Origin of the sequence: Rhodococcus sp. MALMAid1271 (genome assembly GCF_049195265.1) — a bacterium.
Taxonomy (GTDB): Bacteria; Actinomycetota; Actinomycetes; order Mycobacteriales; family Mycobacteriaceae; genus Rhodococcoides.
Genome location: NZ_JBMIRQ010000085.1, coordinates 35,717 through 59,588 on the forward strand (window position 1 = coordinate 35,717; position 23,872 = coordinate 59,588).

A 23,872-nucleotide genomic window follows, 5' to 3' on the forward strand; every position below is an offset into this window, starting at 1 on the left:
ATGGACTGCGAGCTTCCGACCGACGCCGGTTCGGGTGATGGCGGCGGGTTTCGCACTGGCCATCGTGCTCGGAGCGGGCGTGCTGATGATTCCGGGCTCCACCCAGTCCGGGAGCGAGGCCGGATTTCTGCAGGCGTTGTTCACCTCCACCTCGGCTGTCAGTTTGACGGGTCTGATCGTGGTGGACACCCCGGTGTACTGGTCGGGCTTCGGGCAGGGGATCATCCTGGCCCTGATCCAGATCGGCGGGTTCGGGATCATGACGATCGCGTCCCTGGTCGGATTGTTTCTGGCCGACCGAATCGGTTTGCGCGGCAGACTCAATGCCGCCGCCGAGGTACGCACCTCGGGGCTGGGAGACGTCAGGAGCGTCGTCGTCGGCGTATTCCGCACCAGCCTGATCATCGAGAGTCTCGTCGCGATCTGCTTGGCGGCCCGCTTTGCCATCGGCTACGACGAGCCGCTCGGTCGCGCAGTCTGGTTGGGGATCTTCCACGCCGTCTCGGCCTTCAACAACGCCGGCTTCGCCCTGTTCAGCGACAGCATGATCGGTTTCGCCACCGACCCGTGGATCTGCGTCCCACTCATGACGGCGGTCGTGTTGGGCGGCATCGGATTCCCTGTTCTGTTCGAGATCGGTCGCCGAGTCCGGACTCGGGCACGCGGTCACCGATCGCGTCGACGCTGGTCACTGCACACCCGGATGACGCTGACCGTCACCGCCGTGCTGCTGGTCCTCGGTCCCGCCGCGGTGTTGGCCCTCGAGTGGTCGCGGACTCTGGGCGGGTTCGGTTTGTGGCACAAGATGCTCGTCGCGACATTCCAGGGCACCATGCCCCGAACCGCAGGATTCAACAGCGTCGACTACGCGGACGTGGACAACGGGACCTTGCTGATCACCGACGTTCTGATGTTCATCGGTGGTGGCAGCGGCGGCACGGCAGGCGGCATCAAGGTGACGACCTTCGCGCTTCTGCTGTTCGTGATCCTGGCCGAGATTCGAGGTGACCGCGAGGTGACGGCATTCGATCGTCGGATCGACACGCGCGTACAGCGCCAGGCGCTGACCGTCGCGCTGATCGGGGTCGCGCTGGTCATGGTGCCGGTCCTGGCGTTGCTGGCAGGCACCGAGTTCGATCTCGATGCACTGCTGTTCGAGGTGGTCTCGGCGTTCGCCACGGTGGGACTGTCCACCGGGATCACCGCTCAGTTACCCGGCTGGGGCCAGGTGATCTTGATCGTCCTGATGTATCTGGGCCGCATCGGTTCTATCACGCTGGTCAGTGCCCTCGCCGCCCGCGACCGCGGGCGGCGCTACACGCTCCCCACGGAAAGGCCGTTCATTGGCTAAGAAACCGTCCTCCGACGTCGTCGTCGTCCTCGGTCTCGGCCGATTCGGCAAGTCGCTGGCACTGGAACTGATGGGCCAAGGCGTCGAGGTCCTGGGCATCGACACCGACGAAGCTGTGGTGCAACGGGTTTCGGATCGGCTCACTCATGCGGCCGTGGCCGACACCACCGACGAGGAGTCGCTGCGGCAACTGTCGGTGCACGAGTACGACCGCGCTGTCGTGGGCATCGGATCCGATCTGGAGGCCAGCTTGCTGACAGCCTCCGCGCTGATCAACCTTTCGGTATCGAACATCTGGGCCAAGGCGATCAGCAACGCTCATGCCAAGATCCTCAACCAGATCGGCGTCCACCACGTGGTGCGGCCCGAGCACGACATGGGCAAACGCGTCGCGCACCTGGTCCGCGGGCGGATGATGGACTACATCGAGTTCGACGACGGTTTCGCGATGGTCAAGACCTCGCCGCCGGAATCGATAATCGGAAGAAAACTGGGCGAGAGCGTGATTCGCACCAAGTATCGGGTCACCGTCGTTGCGGTGAAACGACCGGGCGAAGGATTCACCTACGCCACAGCCGACACCATCATCGCCGCGGGCGATACCGTCATCGTGTCCGGTCAGGTCCGCGACACCGAACGATTCAGTGAGCTGACCTGAGCGCCTCCAGGGTGGCTCGCGCACCGTTCTCGTGCAGCGATGCAAGCTGTTTCGTGTACTCGGCGACGAATCGCTCGTTGTCGATCAAGTCCCCGAACACCGCGCGATTGGCGATGAACGCCGTCGGATTCTCGCGCTGACTCTGCGCGATCGGCACCAGCGAGTCTTTCAACTGGTCGACGATCTCGATCGGTTCGCCGGATTCGTCGACGGCTTCGGCGTACCGTGCCCAGCTGGCCACCACGGCGGTGGACCGCGAGATCTCCCCACCGGTGTCGAGATTCTTCCGGATCACAGGCAAGAGCCACTTGGGAATTCGATCCGAGGACTCGGCGCACAGTCGCGCCACGGTATCGCGGATCTCCGGGTTGGAGAACCGCTCTATCAGCGTCTGCTTGTACTCGGCCAGATCGATGCCGGGGACGGGCTGCAGCGTCGGCGTCGCCTCCTCGTCCATGTATGCGAGCAGGAATTCGGAGAACAGCGAGTCCTGGCAGACCTCGTGCACGAGTCGGTAACCACTGAGGTACCCGAAGTACGCCAGGGCCTGATGGCTGGCATTGAGCAGTCGTAGTTTCATCAGCTCGTACGGCGTGACGTCCTCGACCACCTGGACGCCCACATTCTCGAACTGCGGTCGACCGAGCGTGAACGAATCCTCCAGTGCCCACTGAGTGAACGGTTCGGCCGCTACCGGCCAGGCGTCCTCGATGCCGTAGCGGTCGGAAAGTTCTTGCATCACTTCGGGAGTGGTCACCGGGGTGATTCGGTCGACCATGGAGTTCGGGAACGTGGCCTCGGCCTCGATCCAGTCTGCGAGTTCCGAGTTCTTCAGACGAGCGAACGTGATGAACGTCGACTTCGCGATGTGACCGTTGCCTTCGATGTTGTCACAGGACATGATCGTGAACGGTGTCATGCCACGATCCTTCCGCCGCGCCAACGCCTCGACCACGAGTCCGAAAGTGGTTGCCGGAACGGCACCGTCGGCCAGGTCGGCGACGATCGCCGGATTCTCGGTATCGAACTCGCCGGTGGTCGCGGAGAAGTTGTATCCACCCTCGGTGATGGTGAGCGAGACGATCTTCACCGCCTCGGACGCCATCTTCTCGATCACCGCTTCCGAATCCTCGGGGGCGAACAGATATTCCACTATCGACCCGATGACACGCGTTTCCCAGGTGCCGTCGGAGTGCTTGAGAGCGAGGGTGTACAGGCAGTCCTGTTCATCCATCACCTCTTTCATCTTTCGATCGTGCGGCAACACGCCCACCCCGCAGATGCCCCAGTCCGACGCCTCGCCGCGCGCGAGCAGCCGATCCACGTACATCGCCTGGTGTGCGCGGTGGAAGCCGCCGACGCCGAAGTGCACGATTCCGGTGGTGACCGCTGCGCGATCGTAGGTCGGTACCTCCACATCGGAATGGATCTCTGAGAGACTGTTCGTCCGAAGTTTCATGCATTGTCTCCATCTTCTCGAAAACCAGGTATCACAACAGCTTTGATGCTTCCGGGCAGCTTGTCGGCGTTCAGTGCGTCCTCGACGCGATCGAGTCCGAATCGAGAGGTGACCATCGCGTCGAGATCCACCATGCCCGACTCCACCAGGGCGCGCGCGACGGGCCACGTGTTGGCGTATCGAAAAACCCCGGTGAGCAGCAACTCTCGGTTCTGGATCACCGAGATCGGCAGTGGGTAGTCGGATCCGCCCATGCCGACGAGCACCACGCTACCTGCGGGTCGAACCGCGTGAATGCCGTCCACCACTGCCCGGGCGGCACCGGAGGCGTCGATGAACGCGTCGACAGTCAGGGTGCGTACGTCCTCGGTCGTGGGGTCGAGCACCCGGGTGGCTCCGAATCTCTCCGCATTGGCTCGGCGGGAGGCGTCGAGGTCGGTGACGATCACCTCGGTGGCTCCGAACGCGCGAGCGACCTGCGCGGTGACGAGCCCGACGGGTCCTGCGCCCGCGATCAGCACGCTCGATCCCGGCGAGATCGCTGCCTTCTGCGCCGACGCGATGCCCACGGACAGCGGCTCGAACAGCGCCGCGGCCTCGTCGGTGATGGTGTCGGGAACCTCGTGCGCGAACGTCGATTGGATGAGCACGTACTCCGCCAACGCGCCGTCGATGGGCGGCGTCGCGAAGAATTCCATGGCCGGGCACAGGTTGTAGCGGCCGGCGCGAGATTGGGCGCTGGTGGGATCGGGCCGCTGCGGCTCGATGGACACGCGTTGCCCGATGCGGGTCTCGGAGACCCCGGAGCCCACCGCGACGACAACGCCCGCCGCCTCGTGACCGAGGACGAGGGGACCGTCGACGACGTAGTCGCCGATCCGTCCTTCGCGGTAGTAGTGGGCATCGGAACCACAGACTCCGACGGCCGTGACCTGGACGAGAACCTCGTCGTGGGCGGGGGTGGGTACGGGTCGGTCCTCGGTGTGTATCTCGTGCGCTCGGGTGAGCACGCTGGCCTGCATGGACTGTGGCACAGCTCGCTGCGTGTGAGGGGGTGTTGTGTAGATCACACCTTAATGTTACCTTAGTGAGCAGATGAACACGAGCTGAGCATCTGCTCACGCAAGGAGGTACACATGGCCGGATCAGCGTCCGGTGGCGGCGGGGCACAGTCCTCCCGGTCCAGCGAGGACCTCCGCCTGGCCCTGCGGGCCGCAACCATGTATCACCTCGAGGGTGCGACGCAGGCGGAGATCGCCCTGAAGTTGGGTGTCTCGCGTCCCACTGCGGGTCGGCTCGTCGCGCGTGCTCGAACGCAGGGGTTGGTGACGATCGAGATCAACGTCCCCGACGATCTGCAGGGCACCGTGCACGCCGAGGTCGAGCGCGAACTCGAAGCGCAGTACGGGCTCACCGAGGTGCTTGTGGTCTCGGATGTCATCGACGGCACGGACTCCGGCTACGGATCCCTGGGCCGGGCCGCGGCGACACTGCTGTCACGACGGCTCAAGGACCAGGACGTTCTCGGATTCACCTGGGGCCCGGAGACGGTTGCAGTGGCCGGTTCGCTCAAGACGCGGTCCACCAAATGTACTGCGGTGGTGCAGCTCGACGGCTCCATCACCTCGGCCGACTATCAAACCGGCGTCGAGTACACACTCGGACGGTGCGCCGCCTATCTGCAGGCGACACCCATCAGGCTCAACGCGCCGCTGTACGCAGATCAGGCGACAGTGGTTGCACTCGAGCAGGATTCCGTGATCTCGCGCGCCCTCAAAGCCGGGACCGATGCCGACGTGATGATGTACGGCATCGGTCCCGTTTCCACGTCCACCACATTGTTCGAGGGCAGCTTCATCGACCTCGAAGTGCTCGACGAACTGCGCAGGCTCGGTGCGGTCGGCGAGATCGGCGGACGGTTCTACGACGCCGACGGTAACGACACCGGGGGATCGCTCCCGGGTCGAACCGTGTCGGTGGGGCTCGACGCCATCAGAGCGTGCGAGCGGGCTGTGCTCGTCACCGGCGGACAGCGCAAACACGAGGCGCTGCTCGGTGCGCTGCGCGGTGGACTCGCCTCGATCTTGGTGACCGATATCGAAAGTGCACGTTGGCTTGTGGCGCAGGCCGCAGCAACGAACGGAAAGGTAGCTCAGTGAGGATATTACCGAAAGTGGCTGTCGCGGCCTCGCTCGCGACGACCTTGGTACTGTCCGGATGTGCCGGAGCAGGCTCGTTCGGAGGTGGCGGTGACGGCACGACGATCACCGTTGCGATCGTCTCGAATTCGCAGATGTCCGACGCCATTTCCCTCGCTCCGGAATTCGAGGCGGAGAATCCGGGCATCAATCTGAAGTTCGTGTCGCTGTCGGAGAACGAAGCACGCGCCAAGATCACGGCCTCGGTGGCCACAGGTGGCGGCGAGTTCGATGTGGTGATGATCAGCAACTTCGAGACCCCGCAGTGGGCCGAGAACGGGTGGCTGACCAACCTGTCCGAATATGCCGATGCCACACCGGGCTACGACCAGGACGACTTCATTCCGACGTTGAAGGAGTCGTTGTCCTACGAGGGCGACATGTACTCGGTTCCGTTCTACGGCGAGTCGTCGTTCCTGATGTACCGCAAGGACTTGATGGAAGCCGCGGGTATCACGATGCCGGAAGAGCCGACCTGGCAGCAGGTCGCCGATGCTGCAGCCAAGCTCGACAGTCCCGGTGTCTCGGGCATCTGCTTGCGCGGCAAGCCCGGTTGGGGTGAGGTGCTGGCACCGCTCGACACCGTCATCAATGCCTTTGGCGGACGGTGGTACGACGAGAACTGGAATGCGCAGCTCACCAGCCCGCAGGTCGAGCAGGCCGTGCAGTTCTACGTCGACCTGGTTCGCGAGCACGGGCAAGCCGGCGCTGCCACAAGTGGATTCAGTGAATGCGGCACGCAGCTCTCGCAGGGAAATACCGCGATGTGGTACGACGCAACGTCCGCGGTGTCGGTGTTGGAGGACCCCACCTCGAGCAATGTCGTCGGCAAGATCGGATACGCCAAGGCGCCGTCGGCGGTCAAAGGCGACAACGGCTGGCTGTACTCATGGGCGCTCGGCATTCCGAAGACCACCGAGCATCCGGACGACGCATGGAAGTTCGTCTCGTGGATGACCAGCAAGGAGTACCTGAAGAAGGTGGGCAACGAATTGGGCTGGGAGCGCGTGCCTCCCGGCAGCCGCCTGTCCACCTACGAGATCCCCGAGTACAAGGAAGCATCCGCGGCCTACGGCCAGGTGACCCTGGATTCGATCAACGGTGCAGACCCGAACAATCCGACCGTTGATCCGGTTCCCTACACCGGAGTGCAATTCCTGACCATTCCCGAGTTCCAGGACCTGGGAACCCGCGTCAGCCAACAGATCAGCGCAGCAGTGGCAGGACGAATCAGCGTCCAGGACGCGCTCGACCAAGCGCAGCAGTACGCCGAAGTGGTCGGCAAGACGTACCAGGAGGGCCAGGGATGACCACCACCGAAACGCGATCGGCGCAGGCCGATTCCGAAGAGTTCGTACCGAGAACCAGAACTGTCTCGAAGGCAGAAGGCTGGCGACGCCGCGGCCCGCTGCTGCCCGCCATGGTGTTCGCCATTCTCGTCACTCAGGTTCCGTTCCTGTTCACGCTGTACTACTCGACGCAGTCGTGGAACCTCGTCCGGCCGGGTTCGCAGAGGTTCAACGGGCTCAACAACTATGTCGCGGTCTTCCGAGACAGCCAGTTCCGTGAAGTCGCCCTCAACACGGTGATCATGATCGTCGGAACCGTCATCATCTCGGTGGTTCTCGGGCTGTTCCTGGCGCTGCTGCTGGATCGAAAGTTCATCGGCCGCAGCCTCATCCGAACACTGCTGATCACCCCCTTCCTGATCACCCCGGTCGCGGGAGCGTTGATCTGGAAGACCACGATGTTCGATCCGGTATTCGGCCTGATCAATTTCGCGCTCAGTCCGTTCGGCGTCGATCAGATCGACTGGGTCTCGCGCTTCCCACTGCCCGCGGTCATGGCGAACCTGATCTGGCAGTGGACTCCGTTCATGATGCTGCTCATCCTCGCGGGTCTGCAGTCCATGCCCAAGGACATAGCCGAGGCTGCGCGGGTCGACGGTGCGGGCCCGATCAAGCTCTTCCGTGAACTCACGTTGCCGCACCTGCGCCGATTCATCGAACTCGGTGCAGTGCTCGGAGCGATCTATCTCGTCAACACCTTCGATGCCGTCTACATGATGACCTCGGGCGGGCCTGGTGTGGCCAGCGCGAACCTACCGTTCTACATCTATCAGCGCGCGTTCCTCGGCTTCGACATCGGCCAGGCCGCAGCCATGGGCGTCGTCACCGTCGTCGCCACCATCATCGTCAGCACCCTGGCGCTGAGACTGATCTTCAAGAGCTTCAGCGGAACCGAGGAGGCTGCGTGATGAGCACCGCAACTGTGGACAGAACCGACACCGACGCCGCGCCGATCAAGCGCAAGAGCAAGTGGGGACCGGGATCGATCTGGTCTCTCGTGGCCTGGGTCGCGGGTATCACCTTCTTCTTCCCGGTGCTGTGGATGGTTCTCACCGGCTTCAAACAGGAGGCCGACGCCTACTCGGACCCGCCCAAGCTGTTCTTCACTCCGACCCTCGATCAATACCGCGGCGTGCTCGAGAGCGGCATCGGGACAACTCTGCTGAACTCGGCATTCGCGACGATCGTCTCGACGATCTTCGTTCTGCTGCTGGGTGTTCCGGCAGCGTTCGCACTGTCGCTGCGTCCGGTGAAGAAGACCAAGGACGTGCTGTTCTTCTTCATCTCCACCAAGATGCTCCCCGTGGTCGCGGCGATCGTGCCGCTGTACGTCATCGTCGGCGACATCGGCATGTTGGACAACATCTGGACCTTGGTGGTGCTGTACACCGCGATGAATCTGCCGATCGCCGTATGGATGATGCGTTCGTTCTTCCTCGAGGTGCCGAGCGAACTGCTCGAGGCCGCGAGCATGGACGGCGCATCACTGTGGACATCGGTACGCGAGGTGATCCTGCCGCTCGTCTCGCCTGGCATCGCGGCCACGTCGTTGATCTGTGTGATCTTCTCGTGGAACGAGTTCTTCTTCGCCGTCAACCTCACCGCCGTTCAGGCCCAGACGATTCCGGTGTATCTCGTCGGATTCATCACCGGCCAGGGCCTGTACTGGGCCCAACTGTCCGCTGCTGCGACATTCGCAGCCCTCCCCGTCGTCCTTGCCGGATGGTTCGCGCAGAACAAGCTCGTGCGCGGCCTGTCCTTCGGCGCCATCAAATAGGAGAAAGTCTCATGGCTGCAATCACGTACAAGAAAGCGTCCTGCGTCTACGAAGGTGCCGACAAGCTCGCCGTCGATTCACTCGACCTCGACATCCAGGACGGCGAATTCGTCGTACTCGTCGGCCCTTCCGGCTCCGGCAAATCCACCGCCCTGCGGATGCTCGCAGGACTCGAGGAGATCGACGGCGGTGCCATCGAAATCGGCGGCAAGAACATGGTGGGTGTTCCGTCCAAGGACCGCGATATCGCGATGGTGTTCCAGAACTACGCGCTCTACCCCAACAAAACCGTCGGGGAGAACATGGGATTCGCGCTCAAGATGCGCGGCATCTCGCTCGAAGAGCGGACGAAGAAGGTGGCCGAGGCCGCGAAGATCCTCGACCTCACCGAATACCTCGACCGCAAGCCCGGCAAGCTCTCGGGTGGTCAGCGTCAGCGAGTTGCCATGGGACGCGCCATCGTTCGCGAGCCGCAGGTGTTCTGCATGGACGAGCCGCTGTCCAACCTGGATGCGAAACTGCGCGTGCAGACGCGTACGCAGATCGCTGCGCTGCAGCGCAGGCTCGGCACCACCACCGTCTACGTCACCCACGATCAGGTCGAGGCCATGACCATGGGTGACCGCGTAGCCGTACTTCGCGGCGGCAAGCTCCAGCAATTCGCGTCGCCGACAGACCTGTACGACAAGCCGGTCAACGCCTTCGTCGCCGGCTTCATCGGCTCACCGGCGATGAACCTGATGACGGTACCCATCGGCTCGGGTGGTGTGCAGATCGGCAAGTTCCTGCTCCCGCTCGAGCGCGACGAACTGACCAAGCTCGCGAGCCTCGGTCTCGACGACGTCACCGTCGGGCTCCGTCCGGAGCAGCTCGGCATCGTGCACGGCAGTGGTGAGGGCTTCGAGGGCAAGGTCGATCTGATCGAGGAACTCGGCAGCGAGTCGTACCTCTATGCGCACCTGGACGATCCGAAGGTCCGGGGTCTCGACGGCGGTCCGGTTTCGCTCGTCGCCCGTTCGGCAGTGCGGGCACCGGCGAAGATCGGCGAGAGCATCGGCCTGACGCGTCTCGATGGTCCGATTCATCTTTTCCACCCGGAGACGGGGGAGCGGATCTAGCGGGGCTCACCTGCGGTTCTTCGGGCGAGGATCAGGGCCGTCAGTAGCGAGGCCCCCCAGAGCAGGAAGATGCCGTCGAAGAGCAGGTGTCCGAATTTGACGCTGCGGTTCTCGTCCGAGGCGATCAGGCCGATCACCGCACCGAAGAACGACAATCCACCCCACGCGATCAGCAGCACCGAGCCGGGCCAGGAAATGCCGAGAATCAGCGACGCCACCCTGGCCCGGCTCTGTGCTGTCAGGCGCGGCTTGTTCATGTATGCAAGGGCGGGCAGAATCGCCGCGGCAAGCTTGACGAGCGCGAGCACCAGCAGTGCGGTCTTCGCGGTCGCCGGTTCGGTGTCGACCCACTCCGTCGCGAAGGCACCGACGGTATCGAGCATCCAACGCCCACCTGCGGCCCAATAGGCGGAAAACGCGGCGTGGACTATCCCCAATGCGCATGCGATCGCGAAGTATCTGATGGCCACGGTGCGCCAGGGTAGCGGATCTAGGCCCCCCATTCAGGGGTAGCGGGCGTGTCCGAGATTCCCTAGCGTGGCAGTGATGGGCATCACAGGCGTAGGAGGCAACATGGTCGAGTCGGCGTACACGGCGTTCAGGAACGCGCGCGATCTACTGCTCGACACGTACGGCGAGTACGACCGCGCAGTAGCGACTTTCGACTGGCCGTCGTTCGGTGAGACGTTCAACTGGGCGATCGATTGGTACGACGCGATCGCCCGCGGCAACGACGCTACCGCGCTGTGGATCGTCGAAGAGGACGGCAGCGAGGCCAAATACAGCTTCGACGACATCGCGCGCCGCTCCGACCAGGTTGCTCGCTGGCTCGAACAGCAGGGAATCGGCCGCGGCGACTCGGTGATCCTGATGCTCGGCAACCAGGTGGAACTGTGGGAATCGATGCTCGCGGTGATGAAGCTCGGTGCGGTACTGATGCCGACCACCACCGCCATCGGATCGAGTGATCTGACCGATCGCGTGGTACGTGGCAATGCACGCGCCGCGATCGTGAACCCCTCGGACACCGGCAAATTCGACGAGGTCCCCGGCGACTACCTACGCATCGCAACCTCGGCGGCCGACGGCTGGATCGACTACTCTGAGGCCCGCTCCGTCGAGCCCCGGCCGTTCGAGTCCGTCACTGCGCCCACCGACCGGCTGCTGATGTACTTCACCTCCGGCACCACCAGCAAACCCAAGCTGGTCGAACACACGCAGATCTCCTATCCCGCAGGACACCTGAGCACGATGTACTTCCTCGGCCTTCGTCCGGGCGACGTACACCTGAACATCAGCTCGCCGGGCTGGGCCAAGCATGCGTGGAGTTGCTTCTTCGCGCCGTGGATAGCCGAGGCGACGATTTTCATCTACAACTACGGCAAATTTGACGCGAAGGGATTGCTCGAGCAGATCCGCCGTGCCGAGGTGACGACGTTCTGCGCGCCACCGACTGTGTGGCGCATGCTCATTCAGGCTGACCTTGCCGGTGGTGGAGGTTCGCTGCGTGAGGCCATCGGTGCCGGTGAGCCGCTCAATCCGGAAGTGATCTCCACGGTGCAGCGGGAGTGGGGCCTGAACATCCGCGACGGATTCGGGCAGACGGAAACCACTGCGCTGGTAGCCAATACACCTGGCGCGGTGCTCAAGTCCGGGTCGATGGGCCGGCCGCTACCGGGTGTGCCGGTGGTGATCGTGGACCCCGGCACCGGAGAGCTCGCCGACGAAGGCGAGATCTGCCTCGACCTGGCTCAGAACCCGTTCAACCTGATGACCGGCTATCTCGGTGACCCCGAACGCAATGCCGCCGTCATGGCCGACGGCTACTACCACACCGGCGATGTCGCATCGCGGGACTCCGAGGGCTACATCACCTACGTCGGCCGCACCGACGACGTGTTCAAGGCCTCCGACTACAAGATCTCCCCGTTCGAGCTCGAAAGCGTGCTCATCGAACACCCTGCAGTGGCCGAGGCCGCCGTGGTGCCCGCCCCCGACGAGACGCGACTGGCCGTGCCCAAAGCCTATGTGGCATTGGCATCGGGCTGGGAACCCAACGAGGAGACGGCATTCGAGATCCTGAAGTATGCCCGCGAGCACCTGGCTCCGTTTCTGCGAGTGCGCCGTATCGAGTTCTTCGAGCTGCCGAAAACCATCTCCGGAAAGATTCGCCGAGTGGAACTGCGTGCCCGCGAGGACGCGGCCGTCGGGCCGCTGGACACCGAGTGGCGTGACGACCAGTTTCCTGCACTGAAGAAGTGACGTGAGTGTCCACTATTCGCTGTGGGAGGCGGGATCCCGATTGCGGAGGCGAATTGTGGACACTGAGGTCCGTTGGTGCGGGCGCGTAGGGTTTCGCGTGCCGTAGGTGACGTGGGTGTCCACTATTTGCGGTGCGAGGCGGGATGCCGAGTGTCGAGGCGAATTGTGGACACCGAGGTCAGTTGCTCCAGAACCGCTCGAGAAGTTCGAGCACTTCGGCCGAGGCCGCCATCGTCGTCGAATGATCGAATCCGCGAATGACATGCAACTCGGAGTTCGGAACCAACGCCGCAGCAGCCCGGGTGTCGTCGAGCCTGGTGCCGTCCTGGCTGCCGACGTAGAACAGCGACGGCTGCGTGAATCCCTGCAGAACCTCCTCGGGTAGTCCGGGATCGGCGTCGCAGGCCCGGATGTACGCAGCCAAGGCCTGAGCATCGTTGGCGGAAAACACCGCTCGCGTTCCTGCATCCACCGGGAACATGCGGTGTTCGTTCCACGCCTCGAGAAAGCCGTCCATGCCGGCCTGCTCCAACACGTCCGCGCAACCGGGAAAGAACAGGCGATCGAATGCGCCCGCCTGAGCGCCGTGGCTCCCGCCGCCGACCGCCAGTGACCGCACCCGCTCGGGCGCCGCAGCCGTCAACGCCAGGCCCGCCCGCGCGCCGAACGAATACCCGAGGTAGTCGACGGTCTTCGCGCCCACCGCATCGAGCACCGCCGTCAGATCGCCGACGATATCGGCCATCGCGTAGGCCTCGGGAGTATGTGGCTTCGCACTCCGGCCGTGCCCACGATTGTCCACCAGAATCAGCTGCCGACTCCCGCGCAGCGCCTTCACGTAGCCGAACGTCCGCCAGATCGTATGCGTCAGAAAACTGCCGTGCACCATCAACAGCGGTGGGCCGGAGCCCGTCACCGTGTACGCGATCTGGGTTCCATCGGCTGCATTCACGGCGTACTCCACCCCGCGATTGTTGCCCGTCGAGTCCACTCAATGTGACATTGACCCCCGAAAAGGCCACCAAATGTCACATTGAGTCCCCACGGGCGGTCGCTTCTTCGGCGGATTCGGCGGGCAGGGTGGGGCTGAGATCGATGGTGCGGGTGGGAGCGATGGCGTCGAGGAAGGGGCGATCGTGACTGGCGACGATCAGTGCACCCTCGAATGTTCTCAGTGCATCGATGAGGTGTTGTCGGCTGGCGATGTCGAGGTTGTTGGTGGGCTCGTCGAGCATCAGTAATTTGGGAGCAGGCTCGGCGAGCAGAATTCGGGCCAGTGCTGCCCGCAGTCGTTCGCCACCGGAGAGAGTGGCGACGACGGCATCGGCGTCGGATCCGCGGAACAGGAATCTGGCGAGCTGGCCCCGGATCTGTTCGGGGGTTGCGTGCGGTGCGACGTCGGCGACGTTGTCGGCAACGGTTCGCGATTCGTCGAAGACATCGAGTCGCTGCGGCAGGTATTTCCACGGCACCTCCGCGCCAGCGGCTTCGAGGGTGCGCAACAGTGTGGTCTTGCCGCTGCCGTTCGGTCCGGTCAGAGCGATCCGCTCCGGGCCGACGATGTGGACGTCCCCGCAGGCGAGTACTTCTTGCCCCGGATGGACTTTTGTTGCGGGAAGGTCGACGCGTATCTCGCGGTCGTCGCGCAGGAGGTCCTCTGCGGCGGACAGGGATGATCGGGCGTCGTCGAGGCGGGCGGTGTGGGTTCCGTGCAGTTTGCCTGCCGATTCCTGTGCTGCTCGCTTGCGTCGGCCCGCGAGGATCGGAGGCACGCGCTTGTGTTCTTCCATCTTCTTGCCGTAGCGCGCACGTCGGTCGAGTTTGATTCGGGTGTCGATCAATTCGCGTTCCTGCTTGCGGACGTCGTTCTTGGCATCACGGACGGTTGCCCGCGCTGCGTCTTGTTCCGCGTCGACGACCGAACGGTAGTGCTGGTAGTTTCCGCCGAACATGCGCAGCCGCGAGACCCCGCCGCGTTCGGCCCGCACTTCGGCGATAGCGTCGACGCGTTCGAGCAGCTCGAGATCGTGAGTGCAGACGATCAGCACGCCTGTGTAGCCGTCGACGGCCGTGTACAAGCGTTCTCGTGCAACCTGATCGAGGTTGTTGGTGGGCTCGTCGAGTAGCAGTACCTCGGGTTCGGCCAGCAACTGTGCGGTGAGAGCGAGCAACATGGCTTCGCCGCCCGACAGGGTGCCTACTGGTCTGTCGAGGTCATCGAGCGAGCCGACGATGGCTCCGAGGCCGAGCTTGTCCAGCAGTGCCAGTGCGCGTTCTTCGATGTCCCACGCAGTTCCGACGATCGCGAAATCGTCCTCGGTCGACGTTCCGGATTCGATGCGGTGCAACGCTTCTCGGGTGGCGGCGATGGCCAGTACCGAGTCCACGCGAAGCTGGGGATCGAGTGTGACGTCCTGACGCAGGTAACCCAGGACGCCGGGCGTCGAGATCGACCCGCGCTGCGGTGTCAGTTCACCGGCGATCAACCTCAACAGAGTGGACTTTCCGGCACCGTTGGAGCCGATGAGACCTGTTGTACCGCTGGGGAAGATGGCGGAGAGGGCGTCGAAGGCGGGATCGCCGCCCGGCCAGGTGAACGTCAGGTTCGAGACAGGCAGGGATGAAGGACGAGGCATCGAGAGCTCCAAAGGTGTGCATGCGGACGATCAGCAGGCGTCTAGAACCTTTGGAAGAGCAATGGCCTCTCCGAATCTGTGGGCAACAAGGCAAGGGCAACGGTAACCCCGAGCCTGACGTTCGCGCAATCGAATTAGATCTTCGGCCCCTTCTTGCGCAGTTCGTCGACCGATTCCATCGCCCCACGTAGCTCGTCCAGCCACTCCTGAGTGTGTTCGCCGACCAGCTTGACTGCCCAGGCGAGTGCATCCGCGCGAGATCGAGCGACGCCCGCGTCGACGAGGGTGTCGAGAACGCGGCGCTCGGGCTGACGCAGCCGCGTCATGACCGGGACGGCGAGGTGAGTGAACAGGACGACCTCGGAATCGTTGCGGACTCCCCAGGCGACCTTGCGGCCGTAGCGTTTCTCGGCCTCGGCAGCGATCTGCATGCGGTCACCGCGGGTCGTCTCCCGGAAGCGAGCGATGCGGCCCTCGGTGGCGGCGGGTGAACTGTCCTGTTCGGTGGGCAGTTCGCCGATGACGACGATCTCCTCGCGGTCGACCTCGACGGAGGCTTTGCCGTCGAACCAGCTTTCGGGAAGTCGGCCGCCGAACCATTCTCCTGCGTCGGTGGCATCAGGGATGTCTGTGTGCTGCCAGCCGCCGGGGCGGCCGAACGAGCGTCCGTTGGGTTTCATGAGTGCTCCTAGCTCGGATGTAATCGTAATTACATGATTACACCTTGGGCGGCGGGTGCGCCACCGATTCCTCGAACCACCGGCCCGACACGCAGCACACCGGACGGATCGTGTTCATCGGCGAGAGCGCTGAGCCAGTGCACGGTGTCCTCGTCGTACGTCCGCGCAATGCGCTCGGGCTCGACACCCGCCGCGAAGTTCGGCAGCGCCCCTCCGGTCGACCACGGGGCCATCGCCTGCTCGACCTTTCTCGCGTGTTTGTCGAGCGCCCCGTGCCCTGGCACGCCGACGGTGAAGAGCGTGAACGCGGCATCTCGATGGCAGAAGGCGCTTCGGTGCTGTGGCTCGCGAGCGAGAGCGCCGCCGAGCAGGCGAAGTTCCACCACCGTCTGCGGTGAGCCGGACTCGGGACCTGCCACCGCGAGTAGTGAGTCGACGGCAGCATGGGTCAATCGGTTGGTGAGGCAACTGAATTCGTGCGACGGCATAGGGTCGGTCGGATCGGCGTGCACCGCACCGATGGCCGAATAGGGAAGTACTCCAACGGCATCGATGACGGGAGCGGCGACGGCTCGCATCGGAGCCAGCAGGGCCTGCGCAGCATCCGGTTCTGCGACACTGGCGAACCGGATCGCCACGGTGAAGCGGCCGGCCAGTGGCGGGGGAACCTGAGGGAGTGCCGGTAGCTGAAGCAGCGCCATCGAGGTGGACGTGTGCTCGGGCAGATCAGCGCACAGATCCAGCCAGGCATGGGCGACGGCGGAAGCATCGGAGCCACTGAAATACAGTGCACCCCCGTAGAAGTGCGAGATCTTCATCAGGTCGATCTCTACCGCGGTGACGATGCCGAGAGTCGACTTCCCTCCACGCAGTCCCCAGAACAGTTCGGCGTGCTGATCGGCCGTGACGCGCAGGATGTCGCCTTCGCCGGTAACCAGTTCGAAAGCCAGGACGTGATCGGAGGACAGACCGAATGTGCGCACCAGGGGGCCGATGCCCGCACCGGTGAGGAAGCCGACCACCCCGACGGCAGTGGACGATCCGCACAGTGGAGCCAGACCATGCGGTGCTGCGGCGTCGACGACGTCCTGCCAGATCACGCCTGCGCCGAGCCGTGCGGTTCGGGTTTCGGGGTCGACGACGCAGCTGTCGAGGTGTCCGGTGTGGACGAACAGAACGTTGTCGTCGATCGGGACTGCGCCGTGGCCGGTGCGGCCGACAGCCACCCGTAGCCCGGTTCGTGCGGCACATCGAACAGTGCTCACCACATCGCGCGCGTCACGTGCCGCGACGACGGCGAGCGGTCGCACGGGTACGGCGAGATTCCAGGGCATCGCGAGTTCGTAGCCCGGTTCGCCTGCCGTCGCGAGCGAGCCCGTCAGTTCGCCGCGCAGCGAGTCGATATCAGCGTCGATCGTGGAGGAGTGAACAGTCATGGTGGAATCCGTTTCTCGTCGTGTGGTTCAACGAGAACGACAATGACCGATCGCGCTTGGAGAATTCTTGAACTGATCAGCGAGGCCGCGCATGCCGCTTCGTTCGGCCTCTGCGAGTATCTCGGCCACTGCATCCGCGCGGGCGGTCGACGGTGGCAACAGCTGCGCTCGAAGCAGTCGGCACCGCAGCAGGGTCGGGCGGCTGCCGGTACGGGTTGCCAGTGCCTCGGCACGATCGAGCAACTCGGCGGCTCGATCGGCGCGACCGAGCACCGCATGCAGCCGTGCCGATGCCTCTGCGACCGACCCGATGCAGCCGACATGCCCGACCGTCGCGATGCGGTCGGTGAACGGCTCGAGCAGATCCACGAAAACCTCGGCGAACTGGACCAGCTCGAGATCGGCGACAACGCGCGCCAAGAGGGTACGGTGGCCGAGCGTTGTCCATGTCGACGGCCCGGGCTCGGCCAGCCATCGAGCTATCGACTGTGCCACTTGCTCTCTGCGGCCGTTCGCGGCGTCGATGGCAATGGTCCACGACTGCGGCTCGACGATCCCCGGCTCGGTGTTCGCGAGACTGCCGCACTCCCACTCCAGCGAGTTCCATGCCAGCCCGGCGCTGCCGGCGGTGTACAGCTCGGTCTGCAGGTGGATCTGGCGTGCCGTTTCGTGCTGCCGACGACTGTGGTCGAAGTCTCCGTGCCAGGCGGCCAATGTTGCTTCCATCCAGCGTAATTGGACTCGCAGCACTGGCAGTCTCAGTAGGTCGCACCCGGCGATCCCGCGTCGCAGATGATCGGTGGCCTTGCCCACCTCGCCCAGGTTCATTTCGGTCATGCTCGCCACGGCATGGGCGATGACGTTGTCGAACGGCGCATGACGATGAGGGAGCGCGAACAGTTCTCGGAGCAGTCCGAGGGATTCCTCGCTGTGCTCCGCCACACCTGAGAACAGCAGGATCCGGCCCAACAGGGCGTCGGCGAGCACCTCGGAGTTCCCTGTCGCCGTCGCGATGTCCAGGGCACGACGGCTCAGCGCATCGGGCACCGTGGAGTCCGGGTGATAGCAGAATCCGACGGCCGTGGCCGCCAGCACACGCGCGTGAGCAGGTGCGTCGGATTCGACGAAGTGTTCCATGCCGGCGAGCCTGCCGAGCAGGGGTGCGGGGTCGCGCCCGTAGGACACCCACGGCCAGGCACCGGCGGCGCGCAGGAGGGCAGCGGCCAACCGTCCGACCGTCGACGTCCGGCCCTGACGCACCGCGTCGAGCAGACACTCGTCGACGACATCGAGCACAGTCTGGCCGCGGCCTGCCCGCGCCAGCGCTTCCACGCGTGCCACCAGTAGGTCGTCTCGCTCGTCCGAGACCTGCTCCGAGGCCGGAAGGAGATCGAATGCCCGGACTGCGCCCTCCCACCACCGCGCCGCCGTTTCCGAGCTCCACCGTTCGGTCGCTTCGCGCGCTGCATCGGTGCAGGCCGAGAGAACGATTCGAGGATCGACGATCGGCAGCGCGGCCATCAGATGGTGCGCGCGCATGCTGGATCGGTCCGCATCGTGCGAATCGGTCAGGGCCCGTGCCACCGAGGCATGGATGCGTTGCCTGCGCAGTGCTGGAATTGCCTCCAGCACTGCCTCTCTCATCAGGCCGTGGGTGAAGACGCAGCCGCCGGTGGGATCGGCCACGATGATGCGTTCGTCGGCGGCGTCGTCGAGGTAGTCGGCGAGAGTGTCGACGGTCATCCCGGTAGTCGCAGCGAGCAAACCGACGTCGATGGAGTCACCGATCACTGCTGCGACCCGAAGTATGTGCAGTACAGCCGGTTCCACCGCGTTCAGGCGACGGCCGAGTACCGAACGGACGGCAGAAGGTATCTGGCTGCTCTGGCGATCGTCTCGTGGTAGGCGCGCGTACTCGGCGACGAAAAGCGGGTTCCCCCCGGTGCGCTCGGCGAGACGGCGAATTTCCTCGGCCTCCAGGGCCTCGCCCGAGACCCGCCGTGCCAGTGCGTCCACCTCCGCCGGTCCCAGGGGAGCGACCGTGAGGTGGCGGTTGGCCGGCGCGTGCAGTACCGCATCGACCAGTCTGTGTACCTCGGGGCCGGTCTCGCTCTCGCGCAACGTCAGAACGAACCATACGGGGTATCGATGGACCACGGTGACCAAGTGCATCAGGCATCGCAGGGAGGTCGTGTCGGCCCACTGGACATCGTCGACGATCAGGGTCAGCAGCGCAGATTCCGATCCCGATCTCAGACCCTGTACGGCAGCCTCGACGGCGGAGGAGACCCGCTCGTAGACCGCAAATCTTGCCTCGTCCGGTTCGACCCGAGCAGGTGGGACGAGGATGCTGTCGGCGTCGACCCCCAACTGGCGCAACAGTTGCCGAATCGGCCACCAGGCCGGGGTGCCCTCGTCCTCGAGGCATCGTGCCCACACCGAACGTCCGGCACCACCGGCTGTGCGACGGTCACACTCCTCGGCCAGTCGCGTCTTGCCGATGCCGGCCGGGCCGGTCAACACCAGCCAGCGACTCTCGCCAGCACGCACCTGATCGAGCATTGCGTCGATCAGTTCGGATTCGGTGGTGCGTCCGATCAGCGTGGATTCGGGTGCTGCCTCGGCGAACTCGGCCGGGGCGGCAGGCGAGTCCGGGATGGACAGCTGTTCCGCGCCCGTCCATCCCGGCTGGCGCGGCCATGCCGCCAGCCCCGGATCGTGACGCAGGATGGCGGTGTGCAGTGAGGCGAGTTCGGTTCCCACGTCCAACCCGAGTTCCTCGTCCAGCCGGGCGGCGTGATCGCGGAAGGTCTGCAATGCCTCGGTGGAGCGCCCGGCTCGGTGCAACGAGAGCATGCGCAGCCAGCAGGTGCGATCTCGCAGCGGATATTCGTGGCACAGCGCAGCCGCCTCCACCAACGCCGGTGCCACACGTCCGGCTGCCAACAGAGCCGTGATTCGGGTTTCCCGGCATTCGGTGCGTACTTCCTCGAAAGCCGCTGCTTCCACCTCGACCCAGTGCTCGTCGCGAAGGTCTTCGAGGAAGGGCCCGCGCACCTGGTTCAGGGCGCGTTCGGACATGACCAGGGCCTGCTCCCACCGAGCCGCCTGAACATGTCCGCGCGCTGCTTCGGCATCGGCAAGGAATGCGGTGCGGTCGATGTCGCGCTCGTCGATGTCGAGCACGTAGCCCGGTGCTTGCCGAACGATGACCGATGCCGCGGCAGGGTCGACGCGTAGCGCACGCCGCAGGTTCGAGATGTAGGCCTGCAGGCTCGCCATGGCACTGGACGGGACGTTGTCCTGCCACAGGGCGTCGATCAATCGATCGGTCGATACGACCCGCCCGCTCTCGACCACCAGGGCGGCGAGCACAGTGCGTTGCTTGCGCGGGCCGAGGTCGAGCGGGTGGCCGTCGGGGTCTGTCACCTCCAGCGGGCCGAGCAATCGGTAGATCATGTGTTAGCCCCTCCCGACGTGCCGTTCCGAGTCGAGTGACTGTGTGTCGGCGTCAGTGTAAGTACGGCGGGTCGATTCCGGCAGCGAGAACGATCACGCGGGTACCTCGGTCCCTGGTGAGTTCGAGACCGCTACGGACGCCGGGGCATTGTGCCGGGTGGGGTGGATAGTGGTCGCGCAGACGAGAGCGCCGACCGCGGCGATCAGGGCGGCGGCGAACAGGGCGGCGTGCAGGCCGTGCACCAACTCCGTCGGCGACCCACCGGGCAGCAGCGACTCCGCGGGGAGAAAAGCGCCGAGTCCAGCGACTCCGACGGCAATTCCGCTCTGTCGGAAAGCGTCGTTGATACCGGCGGCCAAGCCGGAGTGTCGGGCGGTGCTCTCACCCAGAACGAGGCCGCTCATGACGGGATTGAACACTCCGGCACCGATGCACGCGACCACGAATCCGGGTATCAACGCATACGGGGAGCCGTCGACATCGACGACCGTCATCATCAGCAGGCCGACGGAGACGAGTATCAGCGAGACCGTCAACGACAGTGCAACCGGTATCCGTCCTTCGAGCTTTGCCGTCATGCCGGCCACAACGAACATCGCCACCGTCGCGGGCAGGTAGGTCAGACCCGCCTCGATCGGGGAGAGATTCTGCACGTTCTGCAGGTAGACGGTGGTGTAGACGAATACTGCGAACAGCGATGCCGAGATGGCGAAGGCGGCGACCTGAGCTCCGGCGAACGCCCGGTTGGCAAGCAGATGCGGCGGTAGCATCGGCTCCGGTGTATTGAGTTCGTGCAGGCAGAACGCTGCCAGTGTGACTGCGGCGATGCCGAGCGCGAGCATGGTGATCGGCTCCGTCCAGCCCGCCTCGTTGCCGTGCAGCAGTCCGTAGACCAGGCCTGCCAGGCCCATCGAGACCAACAGCTGCCCGGGCAGGTCGGCCCCGCGGGGACGTCGATCACGGGATTCGGGTACCCACGTGAGCGTGGCGAGCAGCGTCAGCAGTCCGATGGGAATGTTGACCAAGAACACTGCCCGCCAATGGAACACCTCGGTCAACACCCCGCCGACGAGTGGACCGACAGCGAAGGCGCCACCGATGGTGGCTCCGTAGGCGGCCAGTGCCGATGCTCGTGCCGGACCCTTCTCGAACACGTCGGCGAGCAGCGCGAGTGAGCACGCGAAAAGTATTGCGCCGCCCACTCCTTGAGCGGCACGGGCGATGTCGAGTATCACGATGTTCGGTGCGAGCGCACACAGCAGAGAGGTGACTGTGAACGTGACGATGCCGATGACGAAAACCCGTTTGCGTCCGCGGCGGTCCGCCCACGAGCCCGCACTGAGAACCACTGTTGCCAGAGCGAGGGTATAGGCGTCGACAACCCATTTGAGGGCGCTGACGCCGGAGTTCAGGTCGGCTGCGATCGACGGTAGGGCGGTGTTCACCACCGCAATGTCGAGCATCAGCATCGCTGTCGTCACGCAGACGACGGCCAGGGTGGCACGGCGGACGGCCGTACTCGTCGTGTTCGAGGGCATGGTGAGTCCTGGTAGGTCGAAGGAACAGTGCTCGATCACGGTGCGCGAGAGGACTTGGTGAACTCTTGGACTCCGCCAGGACCGACTCGAGGCATGATCGAATCCGTGCGTACATCGACGAGACCGACGACTCTGGCCGCGAGCGTGACGGTAGTGGCGCTCACCCTCGCCGCATGTGGGCAGAGTGGGCCGGATCAGCCGCAGACGGTCGCCGAGCAGTTCGCGACCGCGGTGAACAGCTCCGACATCGCGCAGGCGGCTGCGTTGACCACCGATCCTGCCGCGGCGACGGCAGCGCTCACCGAGTTGTACGACGGTTTGTCCGGCGGCGGGACTGTCACGGCCACTCCCGATTTCGAGGTGGCCGATGCCGACGGGGATGCGGGGACGTTCACGTTGAACGCCGACTGGCGGTTCTCGACGACCACCGACGGCACCGCCGAACCCGATGGTGAGCCGAAGGAGTGGAACTACACGACCGATGCGACGGCGGCGGAGACCGAGCAGGGGTGGAAGATCACCTGGGACCCGGCGATGTTGGTGCCCGGGCTCACTGCCGATTCCTCGGTGCGGTTCACTCCGACCGATGCGCTCGTTGCACCCCGAATCTTCGACGGTAACGGCGTCGAGCTCATGTCACAGCAGGTGGTCACTCTCGTGAATGTCGACGCGACGGCCGATCCGGTGGCGGTCGCGAACCTCGTCGGATCCGTCGTTCCCGGCATCACCGCTCAGTCCATCTCGTCGACTGTCTCTGCTGCACAGGGGAGCTCGGCGACGATAGTGACGCTTCGGCAGTCGGACATCGACCCCATCGGTGCTCAGCTCGCGGCACTGCCGGGGGTGACCCTCGCGCCGCAGACCCGGCTGCTGGCCACCGACCGCAGCCTCGTCTCGCCGGTGCTCAACGACCTGACGACCGTGTGGGAGCAGCAGCAGGCGGCCAACCGAGGCTGGGCCGTCCAGGCGGTCGCGGCCGACGGCACTGTCACCCGGTTGGCCGGGCGCGATGCCGGAACCGGCCAGGACATCGCCACCACCCTCGACTCGGCACTGCAGCTCAAAGCCGAGAACGCGCTGGCGTCGTTGCCGCAACAGGCGGCGATCGTCGCGCTCAGGCCGTCGACGGGAGAGGTACTGGCCGTGGCCCAGAACGCCGCTGCGGACGCCGAGGGCCCGATTGCCCTGACGGGCCTGTACCCGCCGGGGTCGACGTTCAAGACGGTCACCACCTCGGCCGCCCTGCAGTCCGGCGCGGTCACCCCCGATACCGTTCTGCCGTGCCCGGGCACCGAGAACATCGAGGGCAGGCAGATTCCGAACGACGACAACTTCGATCTCGGCGACGTCCCGTTGCACACCGCCTTCGCCAAATCCTGCAACACGACGATGGGCCGGCTCGGCGTTGCACTGCCCCCGAACGGTTTGACCGAGGCGGCCGCGCAGTTCGGGCTCGGCGTCGACTACGTCACTCCCGGACTGACGACCGTGACCGGATCGGTGCCCTCGGCCGATACTCCGGCGCAACGCGTCGAGTCGGCCATCGGTCAGGGGCAGGTGACCGCGTCACCGTTCGGAATGGCGCTGGTGGCGTCGTCTATAGCGAACGGTGCGCTGCTTCCGCCGACGATGATCGCAGGTCGTCCCGGGGTGCCGGACATGTCACCTGCGCCGGTGAACCCGCAGGTCACCGATCAACTGAAGGCGATGATGCGCGAGACCATCACCGGCGGCACCGCGACGCAATTGGACGATATTCCCGGCTTGCTCGGCAAGACCGGGACCGCTGAATTCGGTGCCGACAACGGCGGCGCTCATGGCTGGTTCGTCGGGATCGCCGGTGATCTGGCGTTCTCCGTCTTCGTCTACGACGCCGGTAGTTCGACACCGGCGGTCGAGGCCGCGGGACGCTTTCTGCGCTAGGAGCTCACCGAAACAGACCGCGCCGTA

General features: G+C 64.8%; 18 protein-coding genes. 9 read left to right on the top strand and 9 right to left on the bottom strand.

Annotated elements, in window-relative coordinates:
* Nucleotides 1-37 precede the first annotated feature (37 nt).
* Both ACOQFP_RS12590 and ACOQFP_RS12595 read left to right on the top strand, forming a co-directional pair.
* Complete coding sequence (locus ACOQFP_RS12590) at nucleotides 38-1,351, top strand: TrkH family potassium uptake protein (protein ID WP_206489754.1); 1,314 nt, start codon at nucleotides 38-40, stop codon at nucleotides 1,349-1,351.
* Nucleotides 1,344-2,009 (top strand): potassium channel family protein, encoded by a 666-nt coding sequence (locus ACOQFP_RS12595; protein ID WP_206489732.1) that lies wholly within the window; start codon nucleotides 1,344-1,346, stop codon nucleotides 2,007-2,009. Before ACOQFP_RS12590 ends, ACOQFP_RS12595 begins: the two co-directional genes overlap by 8 nt.
* Here the strand turns inward: ACOQFP_RS12595 and ACOQFP_RS12600 are convergent.
* Nucleotides 1,993-3,468: a mannitol dehydrogenase family protein gene (locus ACOQFP_RS12600; RefSeq protein ID WP_421584502.1), complete on the bottom strand. Its 1,476-nt coding sequence runs from the start codon at nucleotides 3,466-3,468 to the stop codon at nucleotides 1,993-1,995. The two genes, ACOQFP_RS12595 and ACOQFP_RS12600, sit on opposite strands and share 17 nt — an antisense overlap.
* A complete protein-coding gene (locus ACOQFP_RS12605) occupies nucleotides 3,465-4,490 on the bottom strand; it encodes an NAD(P)-dependent alcohol dehydrogenase (RefSeq protein ID WP_341244270.1) in 1,026 nt (341 codons plus the stop codon). The genes ACOQFP_RS12600 and ACOQFP_RS12605 overlap by 4 nt, the downstream gene beginning before the upstream one ends.
* Before the next feature lie 114 nt (nucleotides 4,491-4,604).
* On the opposite strand from ACOQFP_RS12605, the gene ACOQFP_RS12610 reads away from it, so the two are divergent.
* Genes ACOQFP_RS12610 through ACOQFP_RS12630 form a run of 5 tightly spaced genes read left to right on the top strand, consistent with a single transcriptional unit; the run spans nucleotide 4,605 to nucleotide 9,910 of the window.
* Nucleotides 4,605-5,627: a sugar-binding transcriptional regulator gene (locus ACOQFP_RS12610; RefSeq protein WP_206489730.1), complete on the top strand. Its 1,023-nt coding sequence runs from the start codon at nucleotides 4,605-4,607 to the stop codon at nucleotides 5,625-5,627.
* Nucleotides 5,628-5,641: 14 nt separating this feature from the next.
* Nucleotides 5,642-6,976 (top strand): ABC transporter substrate-binding protein, encoded by a 1,335-nt coding sequence (locus ACOQFP_RS12615; protein WP_206489729.1) that lies wholly within the window; start codon nucleotides 5,642-5,644, stop codon nucleotides 6,974-6,976.
* Nucleotides 6,973-7,923 (top strand): carbohydrate ABC transporter permease, encoded by a 951-nt coding sequence (locus ACOQFP_RS12620; protein ID WP_206489728.1) that lies wholly within the window; start codon nucleotides 6,973-6,975, stop codon nucleotides 7,921-7,923. Before ACOQFP_RS12615 ends, ACOQFP_RS12620 begins: the two co-directional genes overlap by 4 nt.
* Nucleotides 7,923-8,792: a carbohydrate ABC transporter permease gene (locus ACOQFP_RS12625; protein WP_206489727.1), complete on the top strand. Its 870-nt coding sequence runs from the start codon at nucleotides 7,923-7,925 to the stop codon at nucleotides 8,790-8,792. The genes ACOQFP_RS12620 and ACOQFP_RS12625 overlap by 1 nt, the downstream gene beginning before the upstream one ends.
* Before the next feature lie 11 nt (nucleotides 8,793-8,803).
* Nucleotides 8,804-9,910 (top strand): ABC transporter ATP-binding protein, encoded by a 1,107-nt coding sequence (locus tag ACOQFP_RS12630; RefSeq protein WP_206489726.1) that lies wholly within the window; start codon nucleotides 8,804-8,806, stop codon nucleotides 9,908-9,910.
* On the opposite strand, the gene ACOQFP_RS12635 is transcribed toward ACOQFP_RS12630, so the two are convergent.
* A complete protein-coding gene (locus ACOQFP_RS12635) occupies nucleotides 9,907-10,380 on the bottom strand; it encodes a DUF3995 domain-containing protein (RefSeq protein ID WP_421584503.1) in 474 nt (157 codons plus the stop codon). The two genes, ACOQFP_RS12630 and ACOQFP_RS12635, sit on opposite strands and share 4 nt — an antisense overlap.
* A gap of 76 nt (nucleotides 10,381-10,456) precedes the next feature.
* On the opposite strand from ACOQFP_RS12635, the gene ACOQFP_RS12640 reads away from it, so the two are divergent.
* Complete coding sequence (locus ACOQFP_RS12640; protein WP_421584504.1) at nucleotides 10,457-12,172, top strand: AMP-binding protein; 1,716 nt, start codon at nucleotides 10,457-10,459, stop codon at nucleotides 12,170-12,172.
* Between the two features lie 178 nt (nucleotides 12,173-12,350).
* On the opposite strand, the gene ACOQFP_RS12645 is transcribed toward ACOQFP_RS12640, so the two are convergent.
* From ACOQFP_RS12645 to ACOQFP_RS12670, 6 genes are all read right to left on the bottom strand, one after another.
* Nucleotides 12,351-13,136 (bottom strand): alpha/beta fold hydrolase, encoded by a 786-nt coding sequence (locus tag ACOQFP_RS12645; protein WP_421584505.1) that lies wholly within the window; start codon nucleotides 13,134-13,136, stop codon nucleotides 12,351-12,353.
* Between the two features lie 64 nt (nucleotides 13,137-13,200).
* Nucleotides 13,201-14,808, bottom strand: a complete 1,608-nt coding sequence (locus ACOQFP_RS12650; protein WP_421584506.1) for an ABC-F family ATP-binding cassette domain-containing protein — start codon at nucleotides 14,806-14,808, stop codon at nucleotides 13,201-13,203.
* A 134-nt stretch (nucleotides 14,809-14,942) separates the two neighbouring features.
* Nucleotides 14,943-15,488, bottom strand: coding sequence for a hypothetical protein (locus tag ACOQFP_RS12655; protein WP_421584507.1), 546 nt, complete (start codon nucleotides 15,486-15,488; stop codon nucleotides 14,943-14,945).
* A gap of 29 nt (nucleotides 15,489-15,517) precedes the next feature.
* Entirely contained in the window at nucleotides 15,518-16,924 is a 1,407-nt protein-coding gene (locus ACOQFP_RS12660) for an FAD-binding oxidoreductase (RefSeq protein WP_421584508.1), read from the bottom strand.
* 27 nt (nucleotides 16,925-16,951) lie between these two features.
* Complete coding sequence (locus tag ACOQFP_RS12665; RefSeq protein WP_421584509.1) at nucleotides 16,952-20,383, bottom strand: BTAD domain-containing putative transcriptional regulator; 3,432 nt, start codon at nucleotides 20,381-20,383, stop codon at nucleotides 16,952-16,954.
* A gap of 93 nt (nucleotides 20,384-20,476) precedes the next feature.
* The gene (locus ACOQFP_RS12670) at nucleotides 20,477-21,922 is read right to left on the bottom strand and encodes an MFS transporter (protein ID WP_421584510.1); all 1,446 of its coding nucleotides are present in this window, start codon (nucleotides 21,920-21,922) and stop codon (nucleotides 20,477-20,479) included.
* 93 nt (nucleotides 21,923-22,015) lie between these two features.
* On the opposite strand from ACOQFP_RS12670, the gene ACOQFP_RS12675 reads away from it, so the two are divergent.
* A complete protein-coding gene (locus ACOQFP_RS12675) occupies nucleotides 22,016-23,845 on the top strand; it encodes a penicillin-binding transpeptidase domain-containing protein (RefSeq protein ID WP_421584511.1) in 1,830 nt (609 codons plus the stop codon).
* Nucleotides 23,846-23,872: the final 27 nt, after the last annotated feature.